The sequence below is a fragment of the Curtobacterium sp. YC1 genome (assembly GCF_016267665.1).
Taxonomy (GTDB): domain Bacteria; phylum Actinomycetota; class Actinomycetes; order Actinomycetales; family Microbacteriaceae; genus Curtobacterium.
On sequence record NZ_CP066341.1, the window covers coordinates 1,981,066 to 1,998,800 of the forward strand.

General features: G+C 71.8%; 13 protein-coding genes and 1 other RNA gene. 5 read left to right on the forward strand and 9 right to left on the reverse strand.

Annotated elements, in window-relative coordinates:
* Positions 1 to 11: 11 nt before the first annotated feature.
* The 8 genes from I8920_RS09285 to I8920_RS09320 form a co-directional block, all read right to left on the reverse strand.
* Positions 12 to 887, reverse strand: coding sequence for a hypothetical protein (locus I8920_RS09285; protein ID WP_198656094.1), 876 nt, complete (start codon positions 885 to 887; stop codon positions 12 to 14).
* A gap of 213 nt (positions 888 to 1,100) precedes the next feature.
* Positions 1,101 to 1,477: a transfer-messenger RNA gene (gene ssrA / locus I8920_RS09290) on the reverse strand.
* Positions 1,478 to 1,573: 96 nt separating this feature from the next.
* On the reverse strand, positions 1,574 to 2,050 hold the full coding sequence (gene smpB, locus I8920_RS09295) for an SsrA-binding protein SmpB (protein ID WP_198656095.1): 477 nt from the start codon (positions 2,048 to 2,050) through the stop codon (positions 1,574 to 1,576).
* 265 nt (positions 2,051 to 2,315) lie between these two features.
* Positions 2,316 to 3,230, reverse strand: coding sequence for a permease-like cell division protein FtsX (gene ftsX / locus I8920_RS09300; protein WP_198656096.1), 915 nt, complete (start codon positions 3,228 to 3,230; stop codon positions 2,316 to 2,318).
* On the reverse strand, positions 3,227 to 3,982 hold the full coding sequence (gene ftsE / locus I8920_RS09305) for a cell division ATP-binding protein FtsE (protein WP_198656097.1): 756 nt from the start codon (positions 3,980 to 3,982) through the stop codon (positions 3,227 to 3,229). Before ftsE ends, ftsX begins: the two co-directional genes overlap by 4 nt.
* A gap of 61 nt (positions 3,983 to 4,043) precedes the next feature.
* On the reverse strand, positions 4,044 to 5,153 hold the full coding sequence (gene prfB / locus I8920_RS09310) for a peptide chain release factor 2 (protein ID WP_198656098.1): 1,110 nt from the start codon (positions 5,151 to 5,153) through the stop codon (positions 4,044 to 4,046).
* A 165-nt stretch (positions 5,154 to 5,318) separates the two neighbouring features.
* Entirely contained in the window at positions 5,319 to 5,873 is a 555-nt protein-coding gene (locus I8920_RS09315) for a putative immunity protein (RefSeq protein ID WP_198656099.1), read from the reverse strand.
* A gap of 51 nt (positions 5,874 to 5,924) precedes the next feature.
* Positions 5,925 to 6,746 (reverse strand): formate/nitrite transporter family protein, encoded by an 822-nt coding sequence (locus I8920_RS09320; protein WP_198656100.1) that lies wholly within the window; start codon positions 6,744 to 6,746, stop codon positions 5,925 to 5,927.
* 164 nt (positions 6,747 to 6,910) lie between these two features.
* Here I8920_RS09320 and I8920_RS09325 point away from each other — a divergent pair, with 164 nt between their 5' ends.
* Together I8920_RS09325 and I8920_RS09330 are read left to right on the forward strand one after the other, a co-directional pair.
* A complete protein-coding gene (locus tag I8920_RS09325) occupies positions 6,911 to 8,449 on the forward strand; it encodes an MFS transporter (RefSeq protein WP_332873156.1) in 1,539 nt (512 codons plus the stop codon).
* Entirely contained in the window at positions 8,442 to 9,425 is a 984-nt protein-coding gene (locus I8920_RS09330) for an alpha/beta hydrolase (RefSeq protein WP_198656101.1), read from the forward strand. The genes I8920_RS09325 and I8920_RS09330 overlap by 8 nt, the downstream gene beginning before the upstream one ends.
* A 40-nt stretch (positions 9,426 to 9,465) precedes the next feature.
* On the opposite strand, the gene I8920_RS09335 is transcribed toward I8920_RS09330, so the two are convergent.
* Positions 9,466 to 10,647, reverse strand: coding sequence for a cysteine desulfurase family protein (locus I8920_RS09335; protein WP_198656102.1), 1,182 nt, complete (start codon positions 10,645 to 10,647; stop codon positions 9,466 to 9,468).
* Positions 10,648 to 10,707: 60 nt separating this feature from the next.
* Between I8920_RS09335 and I8920_RS09340 the strand changes: the two genes are divergently transcribed.
* The 3 genes from I8920_RS09340 to glgB all read left to right on the forward strand — a co-directional run bounded on the left by I8920_RS09340 (position 10,708) and on the right by glgB (position 17,587).
* Positions 10,708 to 12,780, forward strand: a complete 2,073-nt coding sequence (locus tag I8920_RS09340) for a glycogen debranching protein (protein WP_198656103.1) — start codon at positions 10,708 to 10,710, stop codon at positions 12,778 to 12,780.
* Positions 12,781 to 13,037: 257 nt separating this feature from the next.
* Entirely contained in the window at positions 13,038 to 15,038 is a 2,001-nt protein-coding gene (locus tag I8920_RS09345) for an alpha-1,4-glucan--maltose-1-phosphate maltosyltransferase (RefSeq protein ID WP_198656104.1), read from the forward strand.
* The gene (gene glgB, locus I8920_RS09350) at positions 15,035 to 17,587 is read left to right on the forward strand and encodes a 1,4-alpha-glucan branching protein GlgB (protein ID WP_198656105.1); all 2,553 of its coding nucleotides are present in this window, start codon (positions 15,035 to 15,037) and stop codon (positions 17,585 to 17,587) included. The genes I8920_RS09345 and glgB overlap by 4 nt, the downstream gene beginning before the upstream one ends.
* The last annotated feature ends 148 nt before the right edge of the window (positions 17,588 to 17,735 follow it).

Below are 17,735 nucleotides of genomic sequence, written 5' to 3' on the forward strand. Positions count from 1 at the left end.
GCGGCGGCGGGTCACTGCTTCTTCTTGGCCTGCTTGGCCTTCTTCTTGTCCTGCTTGTCCTGCTTGTCCTTCTTGTCGTGCTTGTCCTGCTTGTCCTTCTTGTCGTGCTTGGGCTTCTTGTCGCGCTTGTCGCCCTTGTCCTTCTTGTCGTGCTTGTCGTGCTTGTCGCGCTTGCCGTGCTTGTCCTTCTCGGGCTTGTCGTGCTTGCCCTGCTCGTCGGGCTGCTCGGTCGTCGGCAGGGGCAGGACGGGGGCAACGATGTCCGCGCCGTCATCCGGCTGCGTGCCGTCGTCCGGCCGCGTCCCGTCGTCCGGCTGTGTCACCGCGTCGGGCGCAGGGGCGCCGTCGCCCGTCCCCACGATCACGGCCGAGCCGCCGTCGAGCTCGACGTCCACCGCCTGCTCCTCGAGCACCGGGGCCAGCGCGTCAGCGACCCGCTCGACCGTGAGCACCGCATCGGCTTCGGCGAGTCGCAGCAGCGCCTGTGCCGTCCGGACCCGGGTGGTGGTCCGTCGGGCGAACACGTCGGCGCGGGCACCCTGCAGGAACGCCCGCAGCGATCGTTCGACGGCGGAGCGCCCTCGGGGTGCCGCGCGGTCCAGCCGGTCGAGCTCTCCGGCGACCCCGGACACGTCGTCGGCGACGTGCTCGTGCCGCACCGCCTCGATCAGCGACGCGATCGCTGCCGCAGCCCGCTCGACGTCGGCGGAGCGCTGGTCCATCACGACGAGCATCTCGACCACGGAGCCGTACGTCGCCGTCTCCAGCCGCACCGGCTCGGCGCCACGGCCCCGGACGACCAGACGAGCCTCGGGCGTCGGCAGCCAGGTGGCGAGGGCGGTCACGGTCGCGACGGACCCGACGAGTCGTTCGTACTCGGCGAGCACCACTCGTTCCTGTGCTCGCAGACGGACTCGGATCGCGATCTCCTGCACCACGTGGTGACCTCTCCTTCGGCTCCGACGCCGAGGGGTCCCTCGGCGCCTGCCCCGGAGCGTAGTCCTCGGACACCGTGGAACAGCGAACGCCCCGACACTGTCCAGGGACGGTGTCGGGGCGTTCGTGTGGCAGAGCGTGACAGCGGTCCGGCGTCCGGCGAATGGTGGAGATGGGGGGAATCGAACCCCCGTCCATCGCTGCAATTCGACGTCTTCTACGGGCGTATCCGGATGATTCGTTCTGCTCGGCCCCGTCCTTTGCTACCGGCTTCTAGGACGACGGGCCCAGTCTCAGTGCAAGTCCCGCACGGCCCTGAGGCGCAACCGTGCAGCAAGTCCTCTGGATGACGCCGGGATCAGGTTAGGGGACGGTCACCTGGCCGACGGACTTCATGTGCTGGGCTGCTTACGCAGCGAGAGCGAAGTCAGTGCGCTTGGAATTGGCACTTGTTGTTTTCCACGGATCGTTCACGAGATGACCGTGGGTCCTCGGCCCGCTTCCCGTCGGCACACAGGCAATGTCGAAACCGATCATCCCCATGCGGGCCGTAACGTGCGAGCCGCTGTCACGCTGTTGAATTGCCAATGCCCCGATCGGAGCAGTCCCTCAGTCTAGCCGAGGTGGTGCGTCGACGCTACTCCCCGACGCGGTTCCGCGTGCGCATGGCCCGTTCGGCCTCACGCTTGTCGGTCTTCTCGCGCAGCGCCTGGCGCTTGTCGAACTCGCGCTTGCCCTTCGCGACCGCGATCTCGATCTTCGCCCGGCCGTCGTGGAAGTAGATCTGCAGCGGCACGAGCGTGTAGCCGCCCTGTGCCGTCTTGTGCGAGATCTTGATGATCTGCTGCTTGTGGAGGAGCAGCTTGCGCTTCCGACGCGGCGAGTGGTTGTTCCAGGTGCCCTCGGTGTACTCGGGGATGTGGACCGCGTCGATCCAGGCTTCCCCGCCGTCGATGAACGCGTACCCGTCGACGAGCGACGCACGCCCCATCCGCAAGGACTTCACCTCGGTGCCGGACAGGACCATGCCGGCCTCGTACGTGTCCTCGATCAGGTAGTCGTGCCGTGCGCGACGGTTCGTCGCGACGATCTTCTCACCGCGTTCCTTCGCCATGTCGACTCCTCTCGATCGCGGGCACTGCGCTGCGCAGCCCTACAGACTACCCAACACGAGCGGCGCCCCGCACGTTCCCGGCGCGCCGGCGTCGATCGTGCACGGTGCCGGGGTCCGAGCCGGCGGGCCGTCGCGCACGGACCCACGCGCTGAGCGACACCTCACGCGTCGATCGCGCCGTGATGTGTCGCCCAGCACGAAACCAAGCCCCCGGCAATCGGCACCCGGCCCCGGCACCCGGCCGAGCGCTGGGCCGGCGGGCGCGTCAGACCTTCAGGTAGCGCCGGATGGCGATCGACGCGGACACCGCCGCCAGCAGCACCCCGATGACGATCACCGCCGGCACCACGACGGCCGCGTCCCCCATGCCGATGAACGCCGTGCCGGTGAACCGCTCGGCCAGGAAGTTCCGGACGAAGAACCACACCACGGCGGTGATCGCACCACCGGCCAGGACGGCTCCGATGGCGGCGGCGATCACCCCCTCGAGCACGAACGGTGTCTGGATGAACCGGTTCGACGCACCCACGAGTCGCATGATGCCGAGTTCGCGCCGTCGACTGAACGCCGACAAGCGGATCGTCGTCGCGATGAGCAGCACCGCCGCCACGAGCATGAGCGCCGCGATGCCGATGGCCGTGTACGACGAGGCGTTGAGCAGGTTGAAGATCGGTTGCAGGTACCCGCGCTGGTCGACGACGCTCTGCACGCCGGCCACCTTCGACAGGCTCTCGACCAGGACGTCGGCCTGCGACGGGTTCTTCAGGTTCACCCAGAAGGTCTCGTTCAGGTACTCGGGCTTGACGAACTCCGTCGCCGCGGAGTCCTTGAACTGCTCCTTGAACCGGGTGAACGCCTGGTCCTGGTTCTCGTAGTACGTCTTCTCGATGTACGGCTTGAGCGTCGACGACTCCAACTGCGCCTGGATCTGTTCGCGCTGGTCCGCGGTGGCCTTGGCGCCGGTGCAGTTGCCGGTGGTGTCGGTGTCGGTGCACAGGTAGACCGCGACCTGCGCCCGGTCGTACCAGTACCCCTTCATCTGGTTGATCTGCATCTGGAGCAGGATCGCGGTGCCGACGAAGGTGAGCGAGATGAAGGTCACGAGGACGACGGACACGACCATCGACGCGTTGCGCCGCAGGCCCGAGCCGACCTCGGACATGACGAGCCCGAGCCTCATCGGATGAGCCCCGGGATCGTCTGGATGCCGGTGGTGTTCGACACGGTGCCCCGTTGGATCGGCACGGCCTGGGTCTGGTACCCGCCGGACTGCTCGTCACGCAGGACGGCGCCGTTCGAGAGCTCGATGACCCGTCGCTGCATCTGGTTCACGATGCTGGCGTCGTGCGTCGCCATGAGCACGGTGGTGCCTCCCTGGTTGATGCGTTCGAGGAGCGCCATGATGCCGGCGGACGTGGTGGGGTCCAGGTTGCCGGTGGGCTCGTCGGCCAGCAGGATCGCCGGCTTGTTCACGACCGCGCGGGCGATGGCCACGCGCTGCTGCTCACCACCGGAGAGCTCGTGCGGCATGCGGGTCGCCTTGCCGGCGAGGCCGACCAGCTTGAGCACGTCGGTGACGGCCTCGCTGATGAAACCCTTGCTCTTGCCGATGACCTGCAGCGAGAACGCGACGTTGTCGAACACGTTCTTGTTCGGCAGCAGCCGGAAGTCCTGGAACACCACGCCGAGGTTGCGGCGGAAGTACGGCACCTTCCGCGACGCCAGCGCCCCGAGGCGCTGCCCGAGCACGTGGATCTGCCCACGCGTGGGCTTCTCCTCCTTGAGCACGAGGCGCAGGAAGCTGGACTTGCCGGAGCCGGACGCGCCCACGAGGAACACGAACTCACCCTTGAGGATCTCGAGGGTGAGGTTGTCGAGCGCCGGACTCGGGTTGCCCGAGTAGACCTTGGTGACCTGGTCGAATTTGATCATGACCGGATCAGGGTAGGTCGCCCCGCTCGGAAAACACGCCAGGCGCGCGGCTCGCGACGCCCTACTCGGCGGCGGATTGCTTGCGCCAGCGGATGCCCGCGTTGATGAACCCGTCGAGATCACCGTCGAACACGGCTGAGGGGTTGTTCACCTCGTGCTCGCTGCGGAGGTCCTTGACCATCTGGTACGGAGCCAGCACGTAGGACCGGATCTGGTCGCCCCAGCTCGCCGTGATGTTGCCGGCGAGCTCCTTCTTCTTCGCGTTCTCCTCTTCCTGCTTGAGGAGCAGGAGCCGCGACTGCAGCACGCGCATGGCGGCTGCACGGTTCTGGATCTGCGACTTCTCGTTCTGCATCGACACGACGGTGCCGGTCGGGATGTGCGTGAGGCGCACCGCGGAGTCGGTCGTGTTGACGGACTGCCCACCGGGGCCGGAGGACCGGAAGACGTCGACGCGGATGTCGTTCTCGGGGATGTCGATGACGGCGGTCTCCGGCATGAGCGGGATGACCTCGACCGCGGCGAACGACGTCTGCCGCTTGCCGGCGGCGCCGAACGGCGACATCCGGACCAGGCGGTGCGTGCCGGCCTCGACCGACAGTGTGCCGAACGCGTGCGGCGCGTCGACCTCGAAGGTGGCGGACTTGATGCCCGCCTCCTCGGCGTAGGACGTGTCCATCACGGTGGTCTTGTAGCCGTGCTGCTCGGCGTACCGCAGGTACATCCGGAGCAGCATCTCGGCGAAGTCGGCAGCGTCGACGCCACCGGCTCCCGCGCGGATCGTGATGACGGCCGGGCGGTCGTCGTACTCGCCGTCCAGGAGCGTCTGCACCTCGAGGTCGCCGATCATCTTCTGGATCGACTTCAGCTCGGCAGCGGCCTCGTCGGCGGACTCCTGGTCGTCGCCCTCGTTCGCCATCTCGACCAGGACCTCGAGGTCGTCGATGCGCTGCTCGGTGTCGGTGATCTTCTTCAGCTCCGACTGCCGGTGCGAGAGCGCGCTCGTCACCTGCTGTGCGTGGTCGACGTCGTCCCAGAGGTCCTGGGCCCCGGCCTGCTCGCTGAGGTCGGCGATCTCGCGCTCGAGACGGTCGACGTCGACCACCGAGCGGATGTTGCCGAAGGTCTCGCGAAGGGCGGAGAGCTGCTCGGTGAAGTCCAGTTCGACCATGGTCACCGATCCTACCGGCGCGACCGACCGGTCGGCGCCGCGGTCATCCGGGAGGCCCGGCGCACGCCCGCCACGTCGGTCGCGGCCGTGCGCCGCGCACCACTCCCCCCACGCCCCGTCGACCGGCCGGGTCGCGTGTCCGGTCGGGACGGTGACGCCGGGCCGTCACCGGGCCGCCGGTGGTCCTCCGTGGCCGAGCGCGTCCTGGAGGCGACGGATGTGTGCGCCGAGGGCACCCGACGCCAGCAGTCCCGGCCCCAGGGGTCCCGAGCGGTCCTGTCCGAGGGGTGGCAGGCGCCGGAGCGCAGCGCGGACCGGGTCGCTCATAGAGTCGAGCTGCCACGCGAGTTCGTCGTCGCCGTCGCCCTCCCCGCCCCCGGGGGCCAGGTCGACTGCGCGGGCGGCGTAGGCGGCCGCACCCAGGGCGTGGGCACCCATGTGCGCGACGCCGGATGCCTGCCCCGCCGCCCGGGCCGCCGCACGGCCCGCCGGGGAGCCCGCCCCACCCGCTGCCCGCCCGGCGACGAAGCGCACGCGGATCTGACCCGCCGCGTCCACCTCGCCAGCTGCGAAAGCCCGGGCGCGGTCGATCCCGTCCCGGGGACGACGGTCGTCGGGGACATCGGCCTCGAACAGGTGCAGGACGCGTTCCGCGCAGTCCGCGGCCCATCCCGCGAGGATCCGGCGGTCCTCCTCGTCGAGCGTCTGTGCCGAGGGCATGTCCGCAGCCTCCCACAGGACCGCCCGGCCGTCCGCTCGTGGTCGTCCGGGTCAGTCCGTGCGCGCCGGCCCGCTCCGTCGTCGGCCCGCGAGCAGGTCGGCCGACCGGATGAGCCGGAGCGAGGTGACGAGGACGACGCCGCCGAGCACGTTGAACAGCAGCGTGTAGCCGAACCAGCCGATCCACTGGCCGTACGTGACGGGTGCGCCGGCCAGGATCGCGCCGAAGACGAGCAGCGAGTCGAGGATCGAGTGGAACAGCTGCAGCCCGGACAGCAGGAACCCGCCGGCCACGGCGGCGACGATCTTCGCGGGGTCCGATTCGGTGCCCTGCTGCATCCGGGTGACGAGGGTGATCGTGCTGCCGCCGAGGACCGCGAGCGCGATCGTCTGCAGCCCGAACGGCGCGTCGACGTAGTGCCGCGCCGACTCCTCGAGCACCGAGTGCCACTGCGGGAACGCCTGGACGACGAACCACATGAACAGCCAGCCGCCGGCGAGGTTGCCGAGCAGGGTCCCGATCCAGAGGCGGAGGAGCTGCCCGACCGTGCCCTCCCGGGCGATCAGCGCGGTGATCGGCAGGAGGAAGTTCTCCGTGAACAGCTCGCTGTGGGCGAGGTAGAGCGCGATCAGGCCGACGCTGAAGGCCAGGCCGGCGAGCAGGTGGTCGTCGGTGGCGTGGAGGACCGCCAGGTAGGCCATGACGCCCACCCCGATCTCGAGCCCACCGGCGAACCCGGTCGTGAGCACGACCCGGGTGGAGCGCTGCAGCCGCTCGGCGCCTTCCTCGACGACGGCGGTGAAGGAGTCGGAGATCTCGTCCTCGACGGGGGCATCGGTCTCGCCGAGTTCGCGGCGCCGGTCATCACTCACCGCTCCGACCGTAGTCCGGGCAGCGTGCGGCGGCGCGGGGTCGGAGCGCGCTCCGGCGGGTGTAGCATCTGGCTCACTGAGGTAAAAGGCGTCGCCGTCCGCGACGCACACGCACGCGGCATCGAACGAGTCGCCACTTCTTCCCGCGAAGGAGTGCGTCCCCTGTGTCCCCCAGTCCCGCTCGTCCCGGCCGTGCTCCGGCCGGCGACCACGTCCCTCGTCTCTCCGACGCCTGGGTGGCCCTGACCGGGCTGTCCGCGGTGTTCCTGTTCGAGATGCTCGACAACTCGGTGCTCAACGTCGCCCTGCCGACGATCGGTCGCGGACTCGCGTCGTCGACGACGGGCCTGCAGTGGGTGTCCGGCGCCTACTCCGTCGCCTTCGGCGGCCTCATGCTGCTCTTCGGCGCCGTCGCCGACCGGTTCGGTCGTCGCCGGGTGATGCTCGCGGGTCTGGTCCTGCTGGCCGTGTCGAGCCTCGCCACCGCGGCGGTCACGTCGACCGGTCAGCTGGTCGCCGTGCGGGTCCTGATGGGTGTCGCCGCGGCCATGACCACACCCGGGTCGATGGCGCTGGCCTTCCGGCTCTTCGACGACGAGGCCGTGCGGGTCCGCGCGCTCACCGTCATCTCGACGGCGGGGCTCGTCGGCCTGGCCGTCGGTCCGACCGTCGGCGGCTTCGTGCTCGCCGTCGCGCCGTGGCAGGTGCTGCTGCTGGCCGACGTGCCCGTCGCGGTGCTCGCGATCGTGGGCATCCGACTCGGTGTCGCCCGGGACGAGCCGACCGGACTCCGCCGCGCCCCGGTCGACGTCGTCGGCGCGCTGCTCGGCACCGCGACCGTCGCCGGCACGCTCGTGACGCCGACCCTCCTGGTCACGTCCGGAGCCGCCTCGCCGTGGGGGTGGGCCGCCCTGGCACTGGCCGTCGCGTGCGCGGTCGCGTTCGTCGCCCGCGAGCGGACGGCACGGCACCCGCTGGTCGACCTGCACCTGCTCGGACGACCGCTGGTCTCGAGCGGCCTCGCGTTCAAGGCCGCCTCCGGCCTCGCCGTGGCCGGGTTGTCGTACCTCGTGACGCTGCAGCTGCAGTTCGCGTGGGGGTGGCCGCCCGCGCTCGCCGCGGTGGGGACGCTGCCGCAGGTCGTGGTGTTGCTCGCCGGGGGCCGGGTCGTCGGACCGTTCGTCCAGCGGGTCGGGCTCGGGCGAGCGGCCGGGATCAGCGCGGCCTCGGTCGTGTCGGGCCTGGTGGTCTTCGGCACCCTGAGCCGGCACGGGTACGTGTGGGTCCTCGTCGCACTCGTGCTCGTCGCGGCCGGCATGCGGGTCGTCGGGGTCGTCGCGGGCGCGTCGGTGCTCACGGGCCTGCCGGCGGACCGCACCTCCCTCGGCGCCGCCGTCGTCGACACCGCTGGCGAGCTCTCCGGCGGCGCGGCCGTCGCCGCGGCGGGGACGATCGTCGCCGCCTTCGTCACCGGCAGCATCACCACGACCACCTGGTCGACCGCGAGACTCGCGGTCCTCCAGGACGCCCTCACCGTCGCCGGCCTGGCGCTCGCGGCGCTCGCCGCGGTGCTCGTCGTGGTCGGCGTGCTCCGTTCCCGATCGGCCGGCCCCGTTCCGACTCCGCCCCAGCCCCAACCCCAGCCCCAGCCCCAGGCCCAGACTTGTTCGACCGACACCTCCGAGGAGACGACCCATGCCTGACACCGCCACCACCGCGCCCCGCCCGCCGTTCGACCCCGAGTTCGTCCCCTTCCTCACCGCGCTGGACGAACGCGGCGGCTTCCACCTGACGACCGAGATGCTGCCGAGGATGCGCGAACTCGGCATGACGGAGGCCCAGCTCGACGAGGGCCTGCGCGCCCGCGGTCTCGAGCGGCGCAGCGTCACCGTCCCGGGACACCTCGGCGACCCGATCACCCTCGCCGTGATCCAGCGCACCGGGCGGACCGGGCCGGCGGCGTGCGCGTACGCGATCCACGGCGGCGGCATGGTGTTCGGCCACCACCTCGGCAACCTCGACTCCTACGACGAGTGGCTGCTCGTGCACGACGTGGTGCTGGTGAGCCCGGACTACCGCCTCGCCCCCGAGCACCCCGACCCCTACCCGGTCGAGGACTGCTACGCCGGGCTGGTCTGGTCCGCCGCGCACGCCGACGAGCTCGGCATCGACCCGGAGCGCATCCTCCTGGTCGGGCAGAGCGCCGGCGGCGGGCTCGCGGCCGGGACCGCCCTGCTGGCCCGCGACCGTGGCGGCCCCGAGGTGATCGGACAGGTGCTCATCAGTCCCATGCTCGACGACCGCGACGTGACCTGCTCGGCGCGGCAGTTCGACGGCGTCGGCGTCGCCGACCGTGCGATGGTCGGGTTCGGCTGGGACGCCTTGCTCGGCGACCGGCGCGGTGGCGACGACGTGTCGGCCGCCGCAGCCCCGGCGCGGGCGAGCGACCTGGGCGGGCTCCCGCCCGCGTACGTCGACTGCGGCAGCGCCGAGGTGTTCCGCGACGAGACCGTCGCCTTCGCGAGCGCCCTCTGGGCGGCCGGCGTGCAGGCGGAACTGCACGTCTGGCCGGGCGCGTTCCACGGATCGTCGAGCATGCTGCCGACGGCGACGCTGTCCCGACGCGCGACACGCGCCGTGCGGGAGTGGACCGGTCGTCTGCTCGGTCCCGACGCCTGACCGGGCGGTACCGCGCTCCCCGCCCGGGCGCGGTGCCGCGCTACCGCCCCAGCAGCGGCTCGCGCGAGGCCATCCCCGCCGCACCGGCCCGTGCGACCGCGTCCGGCAGGGCCGCCAGGAACGCATCGACGTCGGCGTCCGTCGAGGAGTGCCCCAGCGTGATGCGGAGCGCGCCGCGGGCGTCCTGCTCGGACAGGCCCATCGCGAGCAGCACGTGCGAGGCCTCGGGGACGCCGGCCTGGCAGGCCGACCCGGTCGACACGGCGACCCCGGCAGCGTCGAGCAGGAACAGGAGCGAGTCCCCCTCGCACCCGGGGAACGTGAAGTGCGCGTTGCCGGGCAGCCGGTCGGTCGGGTCCCCCATCAGCACCGCCGACGGCACGGCCGCGCGCACGCCGTCGACCAACCGGTCACGCAGGGCGGCGAGCGACGGGTGCGGCAGGGGCTCGGCGACGGCCGCGGTGGCCGCGACGCCGAACGCGGCCGCCGCCGGGGCGTCCTGCGTGCCGCTCCGCACCTGCCGCTGCTGCCCACCGCCGTGGATCAGGGGCTCGACCGTGGCCCGCCGACCGAGCACGAGGGCACCGATGCCGACCGGCCCGCCGATCTTGTGCGCCGAGACGCTCAGCGCGTCGAGGCCGGACGCGGCGAACGACACGGGCACCTGCCCGTAGGCGGCGACGGCGTCGCTGTGCACGGGCACGCCGACGGCGTGCGCGAGGTCCACGATCCGTGACACGGGCTGGACGGTGCCCACCTCGTTGTTCGCCCACAGGAACGTGACCAGGGCGACGTCGTCGGCGGAGGCGAGTCGCGCCTCCAGGCCGGCCAGGTCGACGCGACCGTGCGCGTCCAACGGGACCACGTCGATCACCGCGCCCTCGTGCGTCTCCAACCAGGTGAGGGTGTCGACCGTGGCGTGGTGCTCGCCGCCCGGGACGACGATGCGCGGTCGCGCGCGGTCGCGCTGGCGCGCCCAGAACAGGCCCTTCACGGCGAGGTTGATGCTCTCGGTCCCGCCCGAGGTGAACACCACCTCGACCGGGTCGGCGTCGAGCGAGCGGGCGACGGCTGCGCGGCCGTCCTCGAGCAGCATCTTCGCGCGCTGTCCGGCGCTGTGGATCGACGAGGGGTTGCCGACGGTGCCGAGCGCCTCGGTGAAGGCGGCGAGCGCCTCCGGCAGCATCGGCGTCGTCGCGGCGTGGTCGAGGTAGACCGTCACGTGCACCCCTTCGGATCGAGCGATGTCCAGGATACGCGCCGGTCCTCGTACCCTTGACGCGTGCACGAGACAGCGATCGACCACACGCCGGGGTTCTCCCTCGGAGGGACCGTCCCGCGGTTCACCCTGCGGTCCGCCTCGGCGACGGACGTCGTGCTGGTGGTGCAGGGCGCCGGTGGTCCGCCGGTCCGCCACCCGCTCGACCGTGTCGCCGGGACCGACGTGTGGACCGCCGAGGTCCCCGGGGTCGCGCCGGGCGACCGGTACCACCTGCTCGTCGACGGGCCGTCGGGGCCCCGACACGAGTTCGACCCGGGCCGACCACTGCTCGATCCGTACGCGCGCGGCATCGCGCCGACCGGCTCCGACGAGCACGACGGCCCGCGCTGGACCAGCGTCGTCGTCGACGAGGAGTTCGACTGGGGCGGGGTCACGAAGCCGCAGGTCCCCCGCGACCGGGCCGTGGTCTACGAGGCGAACGTCCGGACCCTGACCGCGGCGAACCCGCACCTGCCGGAGCACCTGCGCGGCACGTACGCCGGGGTCGCCCACGAGAGCACGATCGCGCACCTGCACCGGATCGGCGTCACGACGCTCGAGCTGCTGCCCGTGCACGCGTTCGACACCGAGCGGTGGCTGCGCGACGCCGGTCGGGAGAACGCCTGGGGCTACAACACGCTCGGGTTCTTCGCGCCGCACGCCGCGCACGCCTCGGTACCCGCCCAGCACGAGGGCGCCGGCGCCGTCCTGCGGGAGTTCAAGGGCATGGTCCGGTTGCTGCACGAGGCCGGCATCCAGGTCGTCCTCGACGTCGTCTACAACCACACGGCAGAAGAGGGCCTGGGTGGTCCGACGACGAGCCTGCGGGGCATCGACGGTGCGGACCGCTACCGCTGGGCGCCGACCGACCCGCCACGCCGGGACGCGTACTTCGACACCACCGGGTGCGGGAACACCCTGGACACCTCGGTGGAGGCCACCGCCGACCTGGTCGTCGACAGCCTGGTGTACTGGGCGCGCGAGGTGCAGGTCGACGGGTTCCGCTTCGACCTGATGGCCGCCCTGGCCCGCGACGGCGAGCACCGGTTCGACCCGTCGCACCCGGTGCTCGAACGCATCCGGAACCACCCCGACCTGCAGGACACGCTCGTGATCGCCGAGCCGTGGGACGTCGGCCCGGACGGTTGGAAGACGGGAGCGTTCGGAGCAGCGGGACCCCGCACGAGTGAGTGGAACGACGGGTTCCGCAACACGGTCCGCCAGTTCTGGCTCACCGACATCGCCGAGGAGCGCCGCACCGGGCTGCCCCAGACCGGGATCGGTGCGCTCGCCGGAGCCCTGACCGGGTCGCGTCACGTGTTCGGCGCCGACCGCGGCCCGCTGGCGAGCGTCAACTTCGTGACCGCGCACGACGGCTTCACCCTGCTCGATCTGGTGTCGTACGACGGCAAGCACAACGAGGCCAACGGCGAGGACAACCGGGACGGGTCGAACGACAACCGGTCGTTCAACCACGGCATCGAGGGCGACACCGCCGACCGCGGGGTGCGCGCTGCGCGGGGTCGGTCGATGCGGAACCTCGTGGCGACGCTCGTGCTCTCTGCCGGGGTACCGATGCTCACCGCCGGCGACGAGCGCAGTCGCACCCAGCACGGCAACAACAACGCCTACGTGGTCTCCGACGACCTGACGCCGGTGGACTGGTCCGACGACGAGGACGCCGAGGCCATGACCGAGGCCGTTGCGGCGCTCACCCGGCTGCGGGCCGCGCACCCGGCGCTCCGCCCGACCCGGTTCGGCGTCGACGGGCAGGAGACGCCCGGTGCGTCGCGCATGTCCTGGTACGGGCCGGACGGCCACCCGATGACCGTCGAGGGCTGGGACCAGCCGGTGCACCGCGCCCTGCAGTACTTCGTCGCGTCGACGCCGGAGGACGGACCGTCCGACCGCGTGCTCGTCGTGGTGCACGGCAGCGGCCGCACGCGCGATCTGACCCTGCCGGTGCACGAGGACGTGACCGGGTACCGGCTCGCCTGGTCGAGCGAGAAGCACCGCGACCACGAGCGCCTGCGACCGGCCGGCCAGGTCTTCACGGCGTACGGGCCCGGCATCCACCTGTTCGAGGTGGCGTAGGGCGGGAGTCCGCGCGGGCGCTCGCGCGCTCGTCCTTCGCGTCGCGCCCCGCTGCCGTCGTCGCGCCCCGGAGCGTCGGGGCGCGACGACCGTAGCGGGGCGCAACACGGTCGTGACCGACGGTCGGACGGGAGGCCCGTGGCGGCCCCGTCCCGCGCCTCCCGTCCGTCCCTGCACAGGCACGGGCGGCCGGCGCGCCGTCCACACGACACGCGTTCCGGGGAACGTCCGGGCGGCTTCCGGGTAGCGTCGCCTCCGTGGCCACCGCAGACCGACCCCGCCGCCCGAAGATCGGGCGCATCCCGATCACCGAGCTCGCCCCGAGGACGCCCAACGGCTTCCCCGGCAAGGCATTCGACGGCGAGGTGATCACGTTCGGTGCGACCGTCTTCCGAGAAGGACACGGCATCATCGGCGCCGACCTCGTCCTCGAGCGCCCCGACGGTGGCACCCGCACCGTCCCCCTGACCCTCGGCACGCCCGGGACCGACCGCTACGAGGCGACCGTGCAGGTCGACCACGTCGGCGTCTGGACCTGGCACGTCGAGTCCTACTCCGACGACTGGGCCAGCTGGCTGCACGCCGCGCGCCTGAAGATCGCGGCCGGCGTGGACACCGAGGCCACCCTGCTCGACGGCGCCGTGCTGCTCGACCGCCTGGCCGACGAGACCGGCTCCCCCGCCGCCACCCGTGCGGCAGCGCGCATCCGCGACACCGACCTGGACCCGGCCGAACGGCTCGCAGCCGTCGACGACCCGCGGATCGTCGCCGAGGTCGAGGACGCCCCGCTCACCTCGCTGCGCACGCACTCCGCCACGCAGCTGCTCGACGTCGAACGCACCCGCGCCGGCGTCGGCTCCTGGTACGAGTTCTTCCCCCGGTCCGAGGGCGCGAAGAAGAACCCCGACGGCTCCTGGAAGAGCGGCGACTTCCGCACCGCTGCCCGTCGTCTGCCCGCCGTCGCCCGCATGGGCTTCGACGTGATCTACCTGCCGCCGATCCACCCCATCGGCACGACCGCGCGCAAGGGGCCGAACAACACCCTCACCCCCGGACCGCACGACCCGGGCAGCCCCTGGGCGATCGGCTCCCCCGAGGGCGGCCACGACGCCATCCACCCCGACCTCGGCACCGAGGACGACTTCCGCGACTTCGTCGAGACCGCGAAGAACACCGGCATGGAGGTGGCGCTCGACTTCGCCCTGCAGTGCTCCCCCGACCACCCCTGGGTCACCGAGCACCCGGAGTGGTTCACCCAGCGCGCCGACGGCTCCATCGCGACGGCCGAGAACCCGCCGAAGCGGTACCAGGACATCTACCCGATCCAGTTCGACACCGACCCCGAGGGGCTCGTCGCCGAGGTCGAGCGAGTCCTGCGGCACTGGATCGCGTTCGGCATCCGCATCTTCCGCGTCGACAACCCGCACACCAAGCCGCTGTGGTTCTGGGAGCGGGTCATCCGCGAGATCCGCGACGAGCACCCCGACACGGTGTTCCTCGCCGAGGCGTTCACCCGCCCGGCGATGATGCGCGCCCTCGCCGAGGCCGGGTTCCAGCAGTCGTACTCGTACTTCACCTGGCGGAACACGAAGGAGGAGATCGAGGAGTACTTCACCGAGCTCTCCCACGAGACGAGCGCGTACCTGCGTCCGAACCTCTTCGTGAACACGCCCGACATCCTCACCGAGTACCTGCAGTTCGGCGGCCGTGCCGGCTACAAGGTGCGTGCGGCGCTCGCCGCCACCGGCGCCCCGACCTGGGGCATGTACGCCGGGTACGAGCTCTTCGAGGACGTCGCCCGCCCGGGGTCGGAAGAGAACATCGACAACGAGAAGTACGAGTACAAGCCCCGCGACTTCGCGCTCGCCGAGGCCGAGGGCGCGTCCCTCGCGCCGTACGTCACGATGCTCAACCGCCTCCGCGCCGCGCACCCCGCGCTGCGGCAGCTGCGGAACCTGCACGTGCACGCCGCCGAGGACCCGGCGATCGTCGTCTACTCGAAGCACCTGCCGGGAGCGTTCATCCGGTCGGGCCGCGACGACACCGTGATCGTCGTCGCCAACGTCGACCCGCACTCCGCTCGTGAGACCACCGTGCACCTGGACCTCGCCGCCCTCGGCCTGCCCGCCGACGGCCTGTTCGACGTCCGTGACGTCGTGACCGGCCAGCGCTGGGTCTGGGGCGCGTCGAACTACGTGCGCCTGGACGCGTTCCAGGAGCCCGTGCACCTGCTCGTCGTGGAAGGACCGCACCGATGACCAACGACCCGACCGACCCCACGAAGCGCGGACCGGGCGTGCCCCCGGTGCCGCCTCCGCCGCCGGCCGTGCGCCGCACCGAGCCGCGGGTCTCCGCCCCGCACGAGGACCTGCCGGGCGCCCCGACGCCCGAGCGCGAGGCCCCCGACCGCGGTGTCGACGAGTCCGCCACGCTCGCCGGACACCCGGCCGACGCGACGCACCCGCGGGTGCCGCCCGTCGACGCCGCCCCGACCGCCGGCGCCCCCGGCGTGCAGAGCGTCCCTCCGGGAGGCGCCACCCCGGTCGTCCCGCCGGCCTCCGTCGAGACGCCGGTCGCCACGACGGCCGCGCCCCCGGCTCCTGCAGGTGCCCCCACGGCCCCCCGTCCCGCTCCGATCGAGGACTGGCTGCGCCAGCAGGTCGCCGAGGGCCGCTGGTCGCAGCCGCACGACGTGCTCGGCCCGCACCCCGTCGACGGCGGCACCAGTGTGCGCGTCGTCCGGCACCTCGCCCGCGCGGTGCGGATCGTCCGCCCCGACGGCGATGACGTCGAGCTCACCCACGAGGGCGACGGCCTCTGGGCCGGTGCGACGTCCGACGACCTCGGGCGCTACCGGGTCGAGGCAGACTACGACCGCGACGAGTCGACCGACGACGACGCCACCTGGACCACCGACGACGCGTACCGGTTCGCGCCGACGCTCGGCGAGCTCGACCTGCACCTGTTCGGCGAGGGCCGTGACGAGCAGCTCTGGCACCACCTCGGCGCCCACGTCCGCACGGTCGACGGCGTGGACGGCGTGGCCTTCGCCGTGTGGGCGCCCCGCGCCACCGCGGTCCGCGTGATCGGCGACTTCGAGGGCTGGGCGGGCCGCACGACCGCGATGCGCCGCCTGAGCGACCTGGGCGTCTGGGAGCTGTTCTGGCCCGGAGCCGTCGCCGGACAGCGCTACAAGTTCCAGATCCTCACCGACTCGGGCTGGGTCGAGCGTGCGGACCCCTTCGCCCGCGAAGCCGAGATCGCCCCCGCGACCGCGTCCGTCATCACGGAGTCCACCTACGCGTGGTCCGAGGGCGACCGGGCGTGGATGGAGCAGCGCGCCCAGAGCACCACGCACGACAAGCCCATGAGCGTCTACGAGGTCCACCTCGGCTCGTGGCGTCCCGGCCTGTCGTACCGCGAGGTCGCCGACCAGCTCATCGGCCACGTGCAGTACACCGGCTTCACCCACGTCGAGTTCCTGCCGCTCGCCGAGCACCCCTTCGGCGGCTCGTGGGGCTACCAGGTCACCGGGTACTACGCGCCGACCGCGCGGTACGGCTCCCCGGACGACCTGCGCTACCTGATCGACCGCCTGCACTCTGCCGGCATCGGCGTGATCATGGACTGGGTCCCCGGACACTTCCCCAAGGACGAGTGGGCGCTCGGTCGCTTCGACGGACACGCGCTGTTCGAGCACCCGGACCCCCGCCGCGGCGAACAGCTCGACTGGGGCACCTACGTGTTCGACTTCGGGCAGCCGCAGGTGCGGAACTTCCTGGTCGCCAACGCCCTGTACTGGCTCGAGGAGTTCCACATCGACGGCCTGCGGGTCGACGCCGTCGCCTCGATCCTGTACCTCGACTACTCCCGCACCGACTGGCTGCCGAACATCCACGGCGGCCGCGAGAACCTGGACGCCGTCGCGTTCCTGCAGGAGACCAACGCCACGGCCTACAAGCGCTACCCCGGCATCGTCATGATCGCCGAGGAGAGCACCTCGTGGCCGGGCGTCACCCAGCCGACGAGCGCGGGTGGCCTCGGGTTCGGTCAGAAGTGGAACATGGGCTGGATGCACGACACGCTCGAGTACGTGCAGCGCGACCCGGCGTACCGCAGCTACCACCACGACGAGATCACGTTCTCGTTCGTCTACGCCTTCAGCGAGCAGTTCACCCTGCCGATCAGCCACGACGAGGTCGTGCACGGCAAGGGTTCGCTGTACGGCAAGATGCCCGGCGACGAGTGGCAGAAGCTCGCGAACGTGCGCGCCTACCTGGCGTTCATGTGGGCGCACCCCGGCAAGCAGCTGCTCTTCATGGGCCAGGAGTTCGCCCAGCCCTCCGAGTGGTCCGAGGCCAAGGGGCTCGACTGGTGGCTCCTCGACCAGCCTGGGCACCGCGGCGTGCAGGACCTGGTCGCCGAGCTCAACCGCGTGTACAAGGACTCCCCCGCGCTCTGGACGCACGACGCGACGGCCGAGGGCTTCGAGTGGATCGAGGGCGGCGACGCGCCGCACTCGACGCTCGGGTTCCTGCGGAAGGACGGCGACGACCGTGTCGCGGTGTTCGTGAACTTCTCGGGGGTGCCCGTGGAGCGCCGGTTCGGTCTGCCGGCTGCCGGCGAGTGGCACGAGGTGCTCAACTCGGACGCCACGGAGTACGGCGGCTCCGGTGTCGGCAACTACGGCGTCGTCACCGCGGACGAGACCCCGTGGGCGGGCCGACCGGCCTCGGCGAACCTGGTGGTGCCGCCGCTCGGCGCCGTCTGGCTGAAGCTGGCGCAGGAGCCCGACGCGCGTTCCTGACCCGACCACCTGACGGACGGGAGGCCCGGTGCCAGCTGGCACCGGGCCTCCCGTCCGTCCACGCACGACGCGGCAGTGAGTGGCGCGTGCGCGCGACGCCGTCGTGTCATCGAGACGCCCCGGACGTGACGAGACGCCGCCGGATCCG

What these genes read in the sequence shown, in the direction of transcription:
- smpB (WP_198656095.1), bottom strand. Translation starts at nt 2,050, where the DNA reads ATGGCGAAGGAACGCGGTGAGAAGATCGTCGCGACGAACCGTCGCGCA.
- ftsX (WP_198656096.1), bottom strand. Translation starts at nt 3,230, where the DNA reads ATGAGGCTCGGGCTCGTCATGTCCGAGGTCGGCTCGGGCCTGCGGCGC.
- ftsE (WP_198656097.1), bottom strand. Translation starts at nt 3,982, where the DNA reads ATGATCAAATTCGACCAGGTCACCAAGGTCTACTCGGGCAACCCGAGT.
- prfB (WP_198656098.1), bottom strand. Translation starts at nt 5,153, where the DNA reads ATGGTCGAACTGGACTTCACCGAGCAGCTCTCCGCCCTTCGCGAGACC.
- I8920_RS09315 (WP_198656099.1), bottom strand. Translation starts at nt 5,873, where the DNA reads ATGCCCTCGGCACAGACGCTCGACGAGGAGGACCGCCGGATCCTCGCG.
- I8920_RS09330 (WP_198656101.1), top strand. Translation starts at nt 8,442, where the DNA reads ATGCCTGACACCGCCACCACCGCGCCCCGCCCGCCGTTCGACCCCGAG.
- glgB (WP_198656105.1), top strand. Translation starts at nt 15,035, where the DNA reads ATGACCAACGACCCGACCGACCCCACGAAGCGCGGACCGGGCGTGCCC.